Raw genomic sequence first — 14,711 nt, 5'->3', positions numbered from 1 at the left:
AAAATGCCACTTTTTAGGTGGCATTTTTTTATGGAATTAAATCACAATACCAAACGCCGTATTTGTTAGATTTACAAACCGAACCATCAGTATTTGGATTGTCGTATTCGCGGTATATTTTTTCACCAAGGGTATAAGGTATCGGATTTTTAAAAATAGGCCCGTCGAAACAGAAGGTATGAAATTCTCCATTTTCACCACAAGGGTCTACACCTTTTGGGAGCTTATCTATAAAGTTTTTATCAATCACAGTGCCTACAAAATCTTCATCAAAATATTTTGAATTGGCGCAAACAATAACAGTTTTAAAACCTAAGTCTAAAAACTCATTTAAAAGCGCTTTAGTGTCTCTTTTCCATAAAGGAAAAATGGCTTTAAAACCTTTTTTGGCTAGTTGTTCTTCGCGGTATTCTCTTAAATCTTCTAAAAAAATATCACCGAAAGCACTATGGGTAAATCCTTCCGTTTTAAGCCTAGAAACAGTGTCATTCATTTTTTGCTCATAAACTTCCATACTGGGCATTTCAGGAAGCTCTATTAAACTCGCTTTTATGTTTAAAGCTTTGGTTTGAGCGGTAAGGAATTCTTTTCTTAAACCATGCATAGACACTCGATTATAATGACTATTAATGGTAGTAATTAATTCATCAATGATGTAATTCTCATTTTGCAGCAGATGATAAAGCGCCAAGGCTGAATCTTTTCCTGTGCTCCAGTTAAAGTAGGTTTTGTTTTTGCTCAATACCTTAGGTTTTAGTCAATATACATACCACCTTCATAAGGATTAAAGGTGTTACTCTCTAAAATAAGATCTAAATCTTTTGTTTGTGATTTAATGCGGGATACTTTAGCTGTACTATTATTAATGGCCGCTAGAGCAAGAGCTAACATGGGCTCTTCAGGATCACCTAAAACCCCATAATTGGTAGCGTTCTCTTTGTATTCAAACCCTATGCTTGGAACCAAACCTGTTTCAGGAACTTTTTCATCATTTTTATTTAATCCTTCAGCAATTAAAGGTTGCATGGCATAGGTGTGCGTAGGGTTAGCACCTTCTCGTGTAAAATCAGGCGAGTCATAAAGGGTTCGTGAAGCCTGTGTTTTACCAACGGTATTAGAGCCTAGATGTATCACTTCAATATAGGGACGCAACCCATTAATTAGCCCCTCGCTTGCTGAAGCAGATGAGCCTGTAGCTAAAATGTATAATTTGTTCAGGCCTATAGAGTTAATGGAAGCTTCTGAAGGTAATTCATTGTAGAATAGGTAATCAAAATTATTTCCTGTTTGATTTTTATTATATCTCAGTTTTTCAAAAATTTCTCCCGTGAATTGCCCTGTAATCATACTGGCTAAATACGCTGTTGTTAATACAGAGCCTCCTGGATTGTATCTTAAGTCTAATACTAATCGCTGTACATTTTTCGATTTAAAATCTGCAAAAACGCTATTTAATTGTTCCTCAGATCCTTTTATAAATCCATTATACATAAGGTATCCTATATTTTGTCCGCCAATATTGAACGTTGCTGTTTTAAAGATGGGGTTTTCAGTATATATAACTTTGTTTAAAGTGATATTTACATCAATAGGATCAATGGTGTCATCTGATTCTTCAGGAGTGTTATGATCATTATACACTCCTAAATTAAGCGTATATGAATTTTGATTAAATAAGGAGGCCAGATTACTAGTGGTTAATTTTATACCGTCTATACCATAAATAATGTCACCCCGTTTTAGAACCGTTTTAGCGGCAGGACTTCCAGGTAACACTAAACGAATAACACCAAAAGCATCTGTATCACTATTAGGTGATTGGTAAAAGTTAAATTCTAGTCCGTTTGTGCCTCGAGTCCCTTCAAATAAACGTTCAAGCTCTAAATAGTCGTCAACAATCCAACTAAATCTGTCAACTGTTTCTCTTTTGTAAATAAGACTTTCAAACAAATCTTCAGGACGATTAAAACCATTTAAGTAATTGACATACGCATCATTACTTGAAAATCTGTCGTTAGCTAAATCTGGAATGTGTTCTAAATAGAGGTAAAAGGCATTCATGCCTTGCCAGACAAAATCATTGATGTCTGTTATTGATACACCATTATCATCATTATCTTCAAAACAACTCACACAGAGCATTATCATTAAAACGAAGATAATTGGGGCTTTTATTCTTTTCATGTTTTTAATTCTTAGGTGAGATAGCTGAAATTACTCCATTTTTTTAAAATTGGAATACATGCCTTTGCCTAAAGGTTTAAAGTCATTTGATTCAGCAATATGTTCTATGCTTACACCTTTTACATCTTTTGATGACTCAAAAAATTTGGTAGTTCCACCATTAATCAAATCAATTGCTTTGGCTAAGAAAGGTTCATTCATGTCTCCTAAAACACCTAAATTAATAATGTTTTCTCCCTCAAATAGTTGCCCTGAACTATTTTGGTAGGTTATTGGATAATCTGGTGCTAAACCATTAAAGTAATCTGTGACACCATTTGCATTAGCCGACTTATAAACCAAGGGTTGAATAGCATAGGTGTGATTTGGATTGGCCTCCTCTCTACCAAAATTTTCAGAATCATATAAGGTAACAGATGCGGTATATTTTCCTGTAGTATTAGTCCCTATTTGTACAACATCAATGTAAGGTGCCAGTCCATTTATAATTAACTCACTGGCAGAGGCTGTCCCCGAAGTTGTTAAAATATAAACTCTATTAAGGTTGAGAGAATTAATTAAAGTACCATCAGACATTTTATCAGTAAAACGGTCAACCAGGCTTTCTGGGGCATTAGCCTCAAAATAATTTTGATATTTTGAGTTCCATTGTTGTTTAATTATTACATCATTTAAAAACTGTCCAGTAATCATACTACATAATTCAATGGCTGTATTAACACTACCTCCAGGGTTGTATCTAAAGTCTAGAACCAATTCATTAATACCTTGGGTTTTAAAATCACCAAATGTGTTATTTAAGTCGGTATTAAAATTACTCGTAAAACCATTATACATTATATACCCTATTTTCGTGCCGTTAGATTCTATCACTTTAGCAATATGAATCGGGTTTTCAGTAAATTCTGTTTTAGTCAAGGTTACTGTTTTGCCATTAGAGGTTATAGTATTATTGGTTATTTCGGCCATTCCTAGGGTATAAGTGTCTTTAGACCCAAAAAGCAAACTTTCATAATTGTTTATAGTTAGTTGTTGATTATCAACGGTTAGAAATAAGTCCCCTCTTTTTATATCTTTTGACGCCGCATCAGAATTGTTTGCTACATACCTAACATATCCAAATATGTTATTTGATCCGCTTAATCTAACCAATCTATAATCTAAGCCATTTGTTTTGGTAGTGCCCTGAAACGATTTTTCTAATGCCACATAATCATCAACAATAAAACTAAATTTGTCAACTTCATCTTTTTTGTAAAGTAGAGCATCAAATAAGCTTTCGGGTGTGTTATATGAATTTAAAAATGTATAATAGTCATCAAAAGTGGAAAACTTATTGTTGCTTAAATTAGGAACAACACTTTGCCATAGATAGATTTCATTCATGCCTTGCCAAATAAAATCATGTATTTCATTGTCTAGCGTAACAGGTACATATTCTTCTTTTTCTTCAATTAAAACATTGTCGTCATTTTTACTACAACTAAGAGCTAGACTAAGTGAAAGTATTAGAACAAGTAGGAACGGAAGAGGTTTAAAGTATTTCATGCTATTTTTATGTAAGTAGTCTTAAAAACTTTAAAAATACTTACATTATTGTGTTAAAAAAAATATTTGTAACAAAACTGATTTATGATCGTCGTAATATCAAATAGCCTTAACTAAGCTATATTTAACCAAGCCAATACTATTAGAATGACTCAATTAGAGTTTTTAAATATTGTAACACCCTTTAAAGACAAGGTATTTCGTTTAGCTAAGCGATTACTAGTATCAACAGAGGAAGCAGAGGATGCCACGCAAGAAGTCCTTATTAAATTATGGAACAATAAAGCAAAAATTCAAGAGTATAAAAATGTGGAAGCCTTTTCAATGACCATGACCAAGAATTATTGTTTTGATAAGTTAAAATCGAAGCAAGCGCAAAATTTAAAAATTGTGCACAGTAATTATGAGGATAAACAAACGGCTTTACAAAAACAAGTTGAATTAAATGATAGTGTACATTGGGTTGAGAAAATTATTGAAGCGTTACCTGAACAACAGCGCCTAATTATTCAACTTAGAGATATAGAAGAATATGATTTTGATGAGATAGCTAAAATGTTAGATATGAATAATACAGCAGTTAGAGTGGCTTTGTCAAGGGCAAGAAAAACAATAAGAGAAAAATTAACTAATACACATAATTATGGTATTAAATAATATAGAAAAATTACTTGAAAAATATGAAAACGGGGAAACTTCTCTAAAAGAAGAGCAAGTGTTGAAAAACTATTTTTCCGGCAGCAATGTAGCTCCGCAATTAGAGATGTACAAACCTATGTTTACATATTTTTTAGCTAATCAGAAAGAACAGTTTACCAAAGACGTTCCATTAAAAACAAAGCAAAATTTTAATTACAAGTGGATTTCTGTTGCAGCCGTGATTGTTCTTATGATAGGATTTTATATAGGTAAAGTAAATCATTCAAATGATTTAGGTACTTATGATGATCCGCAATTGGCCTTTAACGAATTTTCAAAATCTATGGAGTTAATCTCTAATCAATTTAATAAAGGTACCGCAACGGTAGGATATCTTAATGAAGTTAACAAAGGTACATCTACCTTAGGGTATCTTAACGAAATTGAAAATTCAACACGTATAATTTTTAAAAACTAAAACAATGAATATTTTAAATACATTAAATAGCAAAGCAATGAACAAAAGATTAATAGTATGGATAATAGCTGTTATGTTATTACCATTAGCAGGAATGGCTCAAAAAGATATTTTTGAGAAATACAATGATAACACAGATGTTACCTATGTATCCATAAAACCTAAGATGTTTCAAATGATAGCCAAAATGGGTATTGATGTTGAAGATGCCGAAGCTCAAGCTTATATGGATATGGTTAAAAGCATTACCAGCTTTAAAACTATTGTGACAGACAATAAAGATATTGCAGGCGATATTTCAAGTTGGGTAAAATCAAAATCGAGCAGTTTAGAAGAGTTAATGGAAGTAAAAGATGATGGTACTGAAGTTAAATTTTATGTAAAAGAAGGAAAAGATGCAGATCATGTGAAAGAACTTTTAATCTTTGTTAATGGTATTGATAAAGCTATGAAAGGTCAGGGTGTTGAAATTAATGGTGAGAACAGAAAAATTGAAACCGTTGTGGTATCACTTACTGGAGATATTGACCTTAATGAAATTTCAAAATTAACCGATAAAATGAATATTCCTGGTGGAAAACATCTAGAAAAAGGAAAGTAATTAACTCATAATCATGAAACGAACAATCAAACATTTTCTATCGTTATTCACCGCAGTTATATTAGTTAACTGTGGTAATAGCGGAAGCTTACAGGGGTATTATGTAGAGCATCAAGAAACAAAGAATTTTATTTCTCAGGACTTTCCGTTGTCAATGATTGAAATAGACAAGTCTCAGTTTAGTGAAGAGCAGAAAGAAGCTTATGCATCTGTTGATAAATTAAATTTCTTAGGATATAAAGCATCCGATGATAATGTAGAACAATTCAATGCAGAACTAGCAGAAGTGAATCGAATTTTAAGCGATTCAAAATATCAAGAACTGATGGAATTACGAGATAAAGGAAATAAAATATCTGTTAAATATATAGGCACTGATGATGAAGCCGATGAAATTGTATTGTTTGGCAGCTCTAAAGACATGGGGTTTGGCATTGTACGAGTATTAGGTGATAATATGAGTCCAGATAAAATGGTAACACTTATTCATGCCCTGCAAAAAGCCAATATTCAAGAAAAACAATTAGATGATATTATGAATTTTTTCAAGTAAAAATTTAAAACACGTAAAAAAAGCTTCCTGTTTTTGGAAGCTTTTTTTCTTATTTATCTTGATTTTCTTCTTTCGGAATATCTTTCGATTTTTTTAAAAACGAAAACATATTTATTATAATGGTAAAAAACATAATAGTTAATGCCGTTAAAACCATAAAATTATCTAAAATATCAAGTATTCCAAAAACAAAAATACCGCCTACCATGAGACCAGTTAAAAGTAAAGATTGCTTGTCGTTTAACATTGAGAGCTATTAAATTCCAGTGTAATTACTAGGTGTAATACGTTTTAATTCTTCCTTTATTGTGTTTGAAACCTCTAAGGTATCAATAAAATTTGAAATAGAGTCTTGATTTATCTTTGTATTTGTTCTAGTTAAGCCTTTTAAAGCTTCATAAGGGTTCGGGTAGCCTTCTCGTCTCAAAATAGTTTGAATGGCTTCAGCTACAACAGCCCAGTTATTTTCTAAATCTTCAGCAAACTTATTTTCATTGAGTAAGAGCTTGTCTAACCCTTTTAAAGTTGATTTAAAACCAATTATGGTATGCCCAAAAGGTACACCAACGTTTCTTAAAACGGTACTGTCGGTCAAATCTCTTTGAAGTCTTGAAACAGGCAATTTAGCGGCCAAGTGCTCAAAAATAGCATTGGCAATACCTAAGTTACCTTCAGAATTTTCAAAATCAATAGGATTTACTTTATGCGGCATAGCCGAGCTACCTACCTCACCAGCTTTTATTTTTTGTTTGAAGTAGTCCATAGATACATACGTCCAAATATCTCTGTCTAAATCAATTAGAATGGTATTAATACGTTTTAAGGCATCAAATAAGGCGGCCATATGATCGTAATGCTCAATTTGCGTGGTAGGAAAGGAGTGATACAAGCCTAATTTTTCTTGAACAAACTTGGCGCCAAATGCTTTCCAATCAATATCTGGGTAAGCTACGTGATGCGCATTAAAATTACCAGTAGCTCCACCAAATTTAGCAGCACTAGGTATGTCATTTAACAAATTAAATTGCTCTTTTAAGCGGGTTACAAAAACTTCAAATTCTTTTCCTAAACGCGTTGGTGAAGCGGGTTGCCCATGTGTGCGTGCCAACATTGAAACTTGAGCCCATTCTTTTGATAAGGCCTCTAGTTTATTTAAAACCACGGTGTATTCAGGAACATAAACATCGTTAATGGCCTCTTTAATACTTAACGGAATAGCTGTATTGTTAATGTCTTGTGAGGTTAATCCAAAGTGGATAAACTCTTTGTATTCGGCTAAACCTAACTCATCAAATTTTTCTTTTATAAAGTATTCAACGGCCTTTACATCATGGTTGGTAACACTTTCTATTTTTTTAATCGCTAAAGCATCTTCAGATGAGAACGATTCATATATAGCTCTTAAGTCATCAAAAATAGATGAGTTTACCGACTGTAATTGAGGTAAAGGAATTTCACATAACGCTATAAAGTATTCTATTTCAACTAAAACACGGTATTTAATTAAGGCTTCTTCTGAAAAATAAGGTGCTAGCTCACTAGCTTTACTTCTATATCTTCCGTCAATAGGAGAGATGGCGTTTAATGCTGATAAAGACATATCTTTTGTTTGTTTTTAAAGCATGCAAAGATATGATTTTTACACCGAAGTTTGAAGATGAATTACTTAAGATTTTTATTGGAATGCCTGGTTTTTGTTATACGCTGCATTACATGCCTAGCTCTAGCTTTAAAAGCGGCACTTTGGTTAGTATAATCACGTTTTAGTATTAGTTCTAATTCAGGATGAATCCATTCATATTCTGTACCTAGAAAAAAAAGCGTAGTCATACTGTAGGCTTTTACAGCCACTTTTTCATCGTTTATCATAAAATCAAAGCAGATTGCAGTGATGCGTTTTTTATGTGTTTCGGTTAAATGCTGTTTTATTTTTGGGTCTTTTTTGTTGTAATAAGCCTCAATAAGTGTTTCGCAAATTTTAGCTAAAGGGCGCACGGATGAATCAAAATGTACATGTTTTATATTAGCTGTAAACCTATCTAAATAAGGCATAATGCAGTGTATATCAAGGCTGCACATAAATTCAAACACCCAGGCTGCTTTTGTAGATGTTTTATCATTAATGCTAAATAAAATATCTAATAATGTGGGGATAAGGTCTGAACGATTTAAAAGTAAATTAGCATAATAATGTCGTTTCTCTCGTGAATGATTCACATAATTTAATTCGCTGTAAAGTTCTTTAGTAGTCAAATGCTTTTCTTATTTTTAAACACTAAATCTAATTAAAATGAAATTAGTAAAAAAAGTACTTTTAGCAGTTTTATTATTGTTTTTAGTAGCTCAGTTCTTTGGGCCAGATAAAAACCAGGGTGATTTAAAATCTATAGAACCATTTTTAGTTGAAACAAACCCGCCAGAAGATGTTAAATTGATTCTTAAGGAAACCTGTTATGACTGTCACAGTGATGTTACACGTTATCCTTGGTATAACAAGATCACCCCTGTTAATTATTGGTTGGCAGGACATATAAAGGATGGTAAAAAACATTTTAATGTGTCTAATTGGGTAGGCAATTCAACAAAGAAGAAAGATCATAAGTTTGAAGAATTAATTGAAATGGTTGAAGCTAAAAGTATGCCTTTAAAATCGTATACTTGGACGCACGCTGAAGCCAAATTAACAGATGCACAAATACAAGCTGTGGTAAATTGGGCAGAAATGGTTCGATTTAAATATGATCTAGAACCTAAGCCAGAATAAATTTAGTTATAAACGTGCCAAAACACCTTTTAATTATTGGTTTTGTATGGCCTGAACCTAAAAGTTCAGCCGCAGGTAGTAGAATGCTGCAACTTATTGAAACGTTTAAGCAAGCCAGTTTTAACATAACCTTTGCTACGGCATGTGCTAAAACCGATAATGCTTTTAATTTAGAAAGTATAGGTGTAACTACAGTAGCTATAGAATTAAACAGTTCAAGTTTTGATGATTTTATAAAGCGATTAAACCCAAATGTTGTTTTGTTTGATCGGTTTATGATTGAAGAGCAGTTTGGTTGGCGGGTTGCTGAAAACTGTCCGAATGCTTTAAGAATTCTTGATACCGAAGATCTTCATTGTTTAAGAAAAGGTAGGCATGAGGCCTTTAAAGCTAATCAAGCGTTTAGTTTGAATACGCTTTTTAATTACGTTGCTAAGCGTGAAATAGCCAGTATTTACAGATGTGATTTGAGTTTGATTATTTCTGAAGCAGAAATGGATATACTGAAATTAGATTTTAGAGTAGATGAATCATTGTTATTTTACCTTCCTTTTATGCTAGATGCTTTAACAAAAGATGAGCAACAAAATCTTCCAAAATTTGATGAAAGAACTCATTTTATAACCATAGGTAATTTTTTGCATGAACCCAATTACAATGCTGTTTTATATTTAAAAGAAACGTTATGGCCTTTAATAAGGAAACGTTTGCCTCAAGCAGAACTTCATGTTTATGGGGCTTATGTACAACAAAAAGCTAAACAACACCATCACGAAAAATCAGGCTTTATCATAAAAGGTTTTGCAGTTGATGCTCACAACGTTATGAAGCAAGCAAAGGTTTGTTTGGCACCTTTACGATTTGGCGCTGGATTAAAAGGAAAATTAATAGATGCCATGGTAAATGGTGCGCCAAGTGTAACTACATCCGTTGGGGCAGAAGGTATGTTTGGCGATTTTGGCCCTAACGGATTTGTGGCAGATGAGATTAATGATTTTGTTGAAAATGCCGTATTACTCTATGAAGATAAATCGGTATGGGAAGAAAAACAAAGTAACGGATTTCAAATTATCAATAACCGATTTAATAAAGACCAGTTTCAAGCGCTTTTTATAGAACATCTCAATACAGTTAGTCAAGAGTTACAGGGGCGAAGACAGAACAATTTTACAGGACAAATGTTAATGCATCATACTTTACAGAGTACTAAGTTTATGAGTAAATGGATTGAAGCCAAGAATCGTAAAATCTAGTTATAGTAAAGCTTCAAGCTGTTTAATGCCAGTACTAGCTTTTTCGGCAATAACAGTTAAAGTGCGCATGCTTTCAATATTAGGGTTAGGATCAATAAAATAAATAGGTGTATTGTGGGGTACGTAGTTCTTTAAGCCTGCAGCTGGGTACACTTGCATGGAGGTACCTATAATCACTAAAATATCGGCAGTTTCACAAATACTAGCAGCTTTTTCTATCATGGGAACATCTTCGCCAAACCATACAATATGCGGACGCAACTGGTACCCTTTTTTGCAGGTATCACCTAACACTAAATCTGTATGCCAGTCCTTAACATCATTACGGTCATATGTGCTTCTTACTTTTAGCAATTCCCCGTGTAAGTGAATCACATTAGAGCTACCCGCCCTTTCATGTAAATCATCTACGTTTTGGGTAATAATACTTACTTTAAATCGCTTTTCTAATTCGGCTAATGTGTAATGTGCTATGTTTGGGGCAACGTCAAATAGTTGTTTGCGGCGTTGGTTGTAAAACTGTAAAACCAGTTCGGGATTCTGTGCAAAACCTTCTGGCGTAGCTACTTCCATAACATCATGTCCTTCCCATAAACCATCAGCATCTCTAAAGGTTTTTATACCACTTTCAGCACTCATTCCAGCGCCAGTTAATACAACTAAATGTTTCATGGTTTTTGTTAAAATTTAAGATTAAATATAAAAGTTTTATGGTTCCAAATTCAACTCAAAGTATAAAACTTTACTAATTTTGAACTATGATAGACTTAAAACTCCTAGAACATCTAGAATCTTACCTTACGGCATCAAGAAAATTACGTTTTAAAAAGGTGCTTTCAGAACGCACTAAACATTTTACTGTAGCAACTGAGGATGTGTATCAGTTACATAATACCAGCGCTGTGATAAGAAGTTGCGATGTGTTTGGTATTCAAGAAGTCAATATAGTTGAAGAACAAAATACAAAACGAATTGACAGGGAAATAGCTATGGGAGCACAGAAATGGGTAGATTTAAACAGGTACCATTCTGTGAAGCAATGTGTTTCAGAATTAAAGCAAAAAGGGTATCAAATAGTTGCAACAACGCCTCATAACGAAGATTGTAATTTGCAGGATTTTGATTTTACTAAAAAATCTTGTTTTTTCTTCGGAAGAGAAACAGAGGGTTTGTCTGATGAGGTAATAAATACAGCCGATTGTTTTTTAAAAATACCCATGTATGGATTTACCGAAAGCTTGAATATTTCGGTCTCTGCCGCTATAATTTTACAGCATGTTACATCAAAATTGAGACAATCTGATATAGATTGGAAACTGACTGAATTAGAAGTGTTTGAAAAACGTTTTGATTGGTGTAAGAAGACTATTAAAAGTTTTGATGAGATTTTGGAGCGGTATCATAATGACAAATAAAAATTGTAATTTGTAAAGGTTAATTTAATTTTTGGAGGTTATGAAACGAAATATGGTGGGATGGTTTGAAATTCCTGTGTCTGATATGGCGCGGGCCAAACAGTTTTATGAGCAGGTTTTTCAATTGCAAATTTCTGTTCATGATTTAGGAGGCTTGCTTATGGGGTGGTTTCCTTTTGAAGAAGGTAAGGAAGGTGCAGCTGGTACTTTAATAAAACAGGAATCATATATACCGAGCCAAGAAGGTGTTTTGATTTATTTTATGAGTGATGACGTTCAAAAGGAATTAGATAGAGTCGTTGCAGCTGGTGGAAAAATTTATCAGCCAAAAACGCAAATTTCTCCAGAACATGGGTTTATGGGTGTTTTTATTGATAGTGAAGGCAATAGAGTGGCACTACATTCTCAAAAATAAAAAAGTGGAAAACAAGATGTCTGTTTTCCACTTAGCTTATACTTTAAAACACGAGGTTTAAATTTTTCTACTTCTGCCCCGGCTTAACAATTTATACTCTTCATAACACTCACTTATAGCATCTAATATTTGTAAATCATTGGCCGTTTGAATAAAACCTGCAGAATAATTACATTGGCTTACTATTTCATCTAAATCAACTCGGTCTACTTGAAGTAAAACCATCAACATTTCGCGATCAAAGCGTGAAGCAAGTAAGTTTCTAATTTTATCATCCTCTTTCATCTTTTTGAGTTTTTTCATCTCGTTGGGTTTTTTGCCAAACATGCGATGTAAAAAATCGGCTGGATTAAAAATGGACCCTATCACTTTAGTCAATCCAGATTTTTTGCTGGCTTCATAACCCGTGCCTTGCAACCCCGAAATACTGTAACGGTAATTGTCATTTGGTGCCGGAACTTGCTTAATATCAACCTCTAGATACCCTGTTAGTTTTAATTGATTTACAACAACTTCCTCTAGAGCCAAAGCCAACTCAGTCAATTCAATATTGGAACTCCCAAATTTTAACCAATCATTGGTTACACGTACTTTTATCGATTTAAAGCCCAAATATGAAAGATGAAGAGTGTCATTTACCCGAGCGGAAATTGAAAACTCTCCTTTATCGTTGGTTGTTGTACCGATAACTTGGTTTAGGTTAACTATATTAACACTTTCCAGCGGCGAATCATCTGATGCATTGATTACAACACCAAACACCCTGCCATCCTCTTGAGCCATTGCAAGCGCTGAGATTAATAAAACTAGTATGAATACAAGGTGTTTTTTCATTGAGGAACTTAAGCCAATTTTGTTATAAAAGTACTAAAGAAAATTTTAGCAGTGCTTTCTATAATTTGTTTTTGACTAAAAATTAACAATTATAGTTTCATTTATCGTCTGGAACGTCTTGGTCTTGAACTGGCAAAATCTCCTGAATTAGATCTTCTTGGTTTTGATTTTCCTTCCGTACGGCGTTTGTCTGACCTATTATTTGATGCTCCTTTTCTATCCTCTCTATCGCGTTTTGCGCCACTACGTTTACCGCCCTTTCTATCGCGTCTCCCACCACCACTACGGCCACGGTTTTCCGAAACTTCAACATTTACAAAGCGGCCTTCGTGTTTAAAGTCGGTAAAGTGTTCTAAAACTTTATCTTTTAATTCGTTTTCAGTATTGAAAAATGAAAAACTGTCTTTAGTTTCTACTTTAAAAATATCGTCTCTACCAAGGTTTAATTGTTCTTTTAAGAAGTCTTTTAGCTTCATCCAATCAAAACCATCTTTTCCGCCTACATTGATAAAATATCGTGTTGAGTTTTTACCATCGAAATGTGTTTGTTCCTCTTGAGAACTTTCTGAAACATTAAGGTTTTTGGTTTTTTTGTAATAGTTGTAAAAGCGCGTAAACTCTACGGAGAAAAATTTCTTTATCAATTCATCCTTCGTCGTATCAGCAAAAAGTTGGTTAATGCTGTTTAAGTATTTATCAATTTCATGATTGATTTCTGTATTGTGAATTTTATTGGCGAGTGACATTAGTTGTACCTCGCAAATCTCTATGCCATCAGGAATCTCTTTCTTTTCAAATTGACGTTTAATAATACGCTCTATACTTTTAATTTTGCGTACCTCACTTTTTGAAACAATCACCATTGAAACTCCTGTTTTTCCAGCTCTACCTGTTCTTCCTGAGCGGTGTGTATAGGTTTCAATTTCATCGGGTAATTGGTAGTTAATTACGTGAGTAACATCATCAACATCAATACCGCGCGCAGCAACATCGGTAGCCACAAGCATTTGAATTTGATTTTTTCTGAAGGCATTCATGACAAGGTCACGCTGATTCTGACTTAAATCGCCATGTAAAGCACCTGCGTTATAACCATCTTCAATAAGTTGTTCGGCTACTTTTTGGGTATCGCGTTTCGTTCTGCAGAATACAACTGAAAAAATATCGGGATTGGCATCGGCTAAACGTTTCAAGGCTTGATATCTATCTCTAGCATTCACTAAATAGTATTCATGTGATACATTAGTGGTGCTTTCATTTTTTCTGCCAACCGTAATCTCTTGTGGGTTGTGCATAAAGTTTTTGGCAATCGCAGCCACCTCTTTTGGCATAGTTGCCGAAAATAACCAGGTACTTTTATCGGCTGGAGTATGAGATAAAATATCTGTAATATCTTCTTTAAAGCCCATGTTTAACATTTCATCCGCCTCATCTAAAACAGCATATTGAATTTTTGTAATGTCAACCAAACGACGGCTAATCATATCTTTCATGCGCCCAGGCGTAGCTACTATAATTTGAGCACCACGTTTTACTTCGCGTGCTTGCTCGGTAATACTAGCGCCACCGTACACAGCCGCAACATTTAAGCCTTTACAATACTTACCATACAGTTTCATTTCGTTGGTAATTTGTAAACAAAGTTCTCTGGTTGGTGATAGAATTAGACCTTGGGTTGTTCTACTGTCTAAATCTATTTTTTCTAGCATTGGAAAACCAAAAGCAGCTGTTTTACCAGTTCCTGTTTGTGCCAAGGCAACCAAATCACCTTCTGCTCCTAATAGAATAGGGATAGCTTTTTCTTGTACTTCGCTAGGTTGGGTAAACCCTAAATCTGTAATAGCTTGTAATAGGTCCTTATTAAGACCTAAATCTTGGAATGTGTTCATTCTTGTTTTATGTATGCGATTATCATTATGCAGTGTTACATAAGAAGCGAATCGACATACTTAACCTAAACTTCTAGTAACACATCCTCACTCTGAGGAATTTAAACTCTTTTTCAAGTTTCAAGCGGCAAAGATAGT

The 14,711-nt window shown here is 33.8% G+C and carries 17 protein-coding genes; 8 read left to right on the top strand and 9 right to left on the bottom strand.

Going from position 1 to position 14,711, the window contains the following annotated elements:
• Positions 1-28 precede the first annotated feature (28 nt).
• Genes KFZ70_RS16895 through KFZ70_RS16885 form a run of 3 tightly spaced genes read right to left on the bottom strand, consistent with a single transcriptional unit; the run spans position 29 to position 3,732 of the window.
• The gene (locus KFZ70_RS16895) at positions 29-742 is read right to left on the bottom strand and encodes a diphthine--ammonia ligase (protein ID WP_139697749.1); all 714 of its coding nucleotides are present in this window, start codon (positions 740-742) and stop codon (positions 29-31) included.
• 11 nt (positions 743-753) lie between these two features.
• A complete protein-coding gene (locus tag KFZ70_RS16890; protein ID WP_139697747.1) occupies positions 754-2,184 on the bottom strand; it encodes a S41 family peptidase in 1,431 nt (476 codons plus the stop codon).
• Between the two features lie 30 nt (positions 2,185-2,214).
• Positions 2,215-3,732, bottom strand: a complete 1,518-nt coding sequence (locus tag KFZ70_RS16885) for a S41 family peptidase (protein ID WP_139697745.1) — start codon at positions 3,730-3,732, stop codon at positions 2,215-2,217.
• 147 nt (positions 3,733-3,879) lie between these two features.
• On the opposite strand from KFZ70_RS16885, the gene KFZ70_RS16880 reads away from it, so the two are divergent.
• Genes KFZ70_RS16880 through KFZ70_RS16865 form a run of 4 tightly spaced genes read left to right on the top strand, consistent with a single transcriptional unit; the run spans position 3,880 to position 6,003 of the window.
• Positions 3,880-4,389 (top strand): RNA polymerase sigma factor, encoded by a 510-nt coding sequence (locus KFZ70_RS16880; protein WP_139697744.1) that lies wholly within the window; start codon positions 3,880-3,882, stop codon positions 4,387-4,389.
• On the top strand, positions 4,376-4,849 hold the full coding sequence (locus tag KFZ70_RS16875; RefSeq protein ID WP_139697742.1) for a hypothetical protein: 474 nt from the start codon (positions 4,376-4,378) through the stop codon (positions 4,847-4,849). The genes KFZ70_RS16880 and KFZ70_RS16875 overlap by 14 nt, the downstream gene beginning before the upstream one ends.
• Positions 4,850-4,886: 37 nt before the next feature.
• On the top strand, positions 4,887-5,450 hold the full coding sequence (locus KFZ70_RS16870; protein ID WP_139697740.1) for a DUF4252 domain-containing protein: 564 nt from the start codon (positions 4,887-4,889) through the stop codon (positions 5,448-5,450).
• A 13-nt stretch (positions 5,451-5,463) separates the two neighbouring features.
• A complete protein-coding gene (locus KFZ70_RS16865; protein ID WP_139697738.1) occupies positions 5,464-6,003 on the top strand; it encodes a DUF4252 domain-containing protein in 540 nt (179 codons plus the stop codon).
• 49 nt (positions 6,004-6,052) lie between these two features.
• Here the strand turns inward: KFZ70_RS16865 and KFZ70_RS16860 are convergent, their stop codons facing one another.
• The 3 genes from KFZ70_RS16860 to KFZ70_RS16850 form a co-directional block, all read right to left on the bottom strand.
• Positions 6,053-6,250 carry a hypothetical protein gene (locus KFZ70_RS16860; RefSeq protein ID WP_139697736.1) on the bottom strand — a complete coding sequence of 66 codons (198 nt, stop codon included), beginning with the start codon at positions 6,248-6,250 and terminating at the stop codon, positions 6,053-6,055.
• 9 nt (positions 6,251-6,259) lie between these two features.
• Positions 6,260-7,603: an adenylosuccinate lyase gene (purB, locus tag KFZ70_RS16855; protein ID WP_139697734.1), complete on the bottom strand. Its 1,344-nt coding sequence runs from the start codon at positions 7,601-7,603 to the stop codon at positions 6,260-6,262.
• A 62-nt stretch (positions 7,604-7,665) separates the two neighbouring features.
• Complete coding sequence (locus tag KFZ70_RS16850) at positions 7,666-8,256, bottom strand: adenylosuccinate lyase (protein ID WP_139697732.1); 591 nt, start codon at positions 8,254-8,256, stop codon at positions 7,666-7,668.
• A 37-nt stretch (positions 8,257-8,293) separates the two neighbouring features.
• Between KFZ70_RS16850 and KFZ70_RS16845 the strand changes: the two genes are divergently transcribed.
• Together KFZ70_RS16845 and KFZ70_RS16840 are read left to right on the top strand one after the other, a co-directional pair.
• The gene (locus KFZ70_RS16845) at positions 8,294-8,767 is read left to right on the top strand and encodes a heme-binding domain-containing protein (protein WP_139697730.1); all 474 of its coding nucleotides are present in this window, start codon (positions 8,294-8,296) and stop codon (positions 8,765-8,767) included.
• Positions 8,768-8,775: 8 nt separating this feature from the next.
• Entirely contained in the window at positions 8,776-10,020 is a 1,245-nt protein-coding gene (locus KFZ70_RS16840) for a glycosyltransferase family 4 protein (protein WP_394344303.1), read from the top strand.
• Here KFZ70_RS16840 and KFZ70_RS16835 read toward each other — a convergent pair whose 3' ends face one another.
• Complete coding sequence (locus tag KFZ70_RS16835; RefSeq protein WP_139697728.1) at positions 10,021-10,692, bottom strand: NAD-dependent deacylase; 672 nt, start codon at positions 10,690-10,692, stop codon at positions 10,021-10,023.
• A gap of 86 nt (positions 10,693-10,778) precedes the next feature.
• Between KFZ70_RS16835 and KFZ70_RS16830 the strand changes: the two genes are divergently transcribed.
• Both KFZ70_RS16830 and KFZ70_RS16825 read left to right on the top strand, forming a co-directional pair.
• Positions 10,779-11,435: an RNA methyltransferase gene (locus tag KFZ70_RS16830; protein ID WP_139697727.1), complete on the top strand. Its 657-nt coding sequence runs from the start codon at positions 10,779-10,781 to the stop codon at positions 11,433-11,435.
• 40 nt (positions 11,436-11,475) lie between these two features.
• Positions 11,476-11,850 (top strand): VOC family protein, encoded by a 375-nt coding sequence (locus tag KFZ70_RS16825; protein WP_139697724.1) that lies wholly within the window; start codon positions 11,476-11,478, stop codon positions 11,848-11,850.
• Positions 11,851-11,907: 57 nt separating this feature from the next.
• Here the strand turns inward: KFZ70_RS16825 and KFZ70_RS16820 are convergent, their stop codons facing one another.
• A complete protein-coding gene (locus tag KFZ70_RS16820) occupies positions 11,908-12,684 on the bottom strand; it encodes a carboxypeptidase-like regulatory domain-containing protein (protein ID WP_139697722.1) in 777 nt (258 codons plus the stop codon).
• Between the two features lie 101 nt (positions 12,685-12,785).
• Positions 12,786-14,573 carry a DEAD/DEAH box helicase gene (locus tag KFZ70_RS16815; protein ID WP_139697721.1) on the bottom strand — a complete coding sequence of 596 codons (1,788 nt, stop codon included), beginning with the start codon at positions 14,571-14,573 and terminating at the stop codon, positions 12,786-12,788.
• Positions 14,574-14,711: the final 138 nt, after the last annotated feature.

Source organism: Allotamlana fucoidanivorans (assembly GCF_045788535.1).
Taxonomy (GTDB): domain Bacteria; phylum Bacteroidota; class Bacteroidia; order Flavobacteriales; family Flavobacteriaceae; genus Allotamlana; species Allotamlana fucoidanivorans.
This window is presented reverse-complemented; position numbering and strand designations above follow the sequence as displayed.

Coding starts and splice junctions, on each gene's coding strand:
- KFZ70_RS16880 (WP_139697744.1), top strand. CDS start 3,880: ATGACTCAATTAGAGTTTTTAAATATTGTAACACCCTTTAAAGACAAG.
- KFZ70_RS16830 (WP_139697727.1), top strand. CDS start 10,779: ATGATAGACTTAAAACTCCTAGAACATCTAGAATCTTACCTTACGGCA.
- KFZ70_RS16860 (WP_139697736.1), bottom strand. CDS start 6,250: ATGTTAAACGACAAGCAATCTTTACTTTTAACTGGTCTCATGGTAGGC.
- purB (WP_139697734.1), bottom strand. CDS start 7,603: ATGTCTTTATCAGCATTAAACGCCATCTCTCCTATTGACGGAAGATAT.
- KFZ70_RS16820 (WP_139697722.1), bottom strand. CDS start 12,684: ATGAAAAAACACCTTGTATTCATACTAGTTTTATTAATCTCAGCGCTT.
- KFZ70_RS16875 (WP_139697742.1), top strand. CDS start 4,376: ATGGTATTAAATAATATAGAAAAATTACTTGAAAAATATGAAAACGGG.
- KFZ70_RS16870 (WP_139697740.1), top strand. CDS start 4,887: ATGAACAAAAGATTAATAGTATGGATAATAGCTGTTATGTTATTACCA.
- KFZ70_RS16845 (WP_139697730.1), top strand. CDS start 8,294: ATGAAATTAGTAAAAAAAGTACTTTTAGCAGTTTTATTATTGTTTTTA.
- KFZ70_RS16835 (WP_139697728.1), bottom strand. CDS start 10,692: ATGAAACATTTAGTTGTATTAACTGGCGCTGGAATGAGTGCTGAAAGT.
- KFZ70_RS16825 (WP_139697724.1), top strand. CDS start 11,476: ATGAAACGAAATATGGTGGGATGGTTTGAAATTCCTGTGTCTGATATG.
- KFZ70_RS16815 (WP_139697721.1), bottom strand. CDS start 14,573: ATGAACACATTCCAAGATTTAGGTCTTAATAAGGACCTATTACAAGCT.
- KFZ70_RS16865 (WP_139697738.1), top strand. CDS start 5,464: ATGAAACGAACAATCAAACATTTTCTATCGTTATTCACCGCAGTTATA.
- KFZ70_RS16885 (WP_139697745.1), bottom strand. CDS start 3,732: ATGAAATACTTTAAACCTCTTCCGTTCCTACTTGTTCTAATACTTTCA.
- KFZ70_RS16890 (WP_139697747.1), bottom strand. CDS start 2,184: ATGAAAAGAATAAAAGCCCCAATTATCTTCGTTTTAATGATAATGCTC.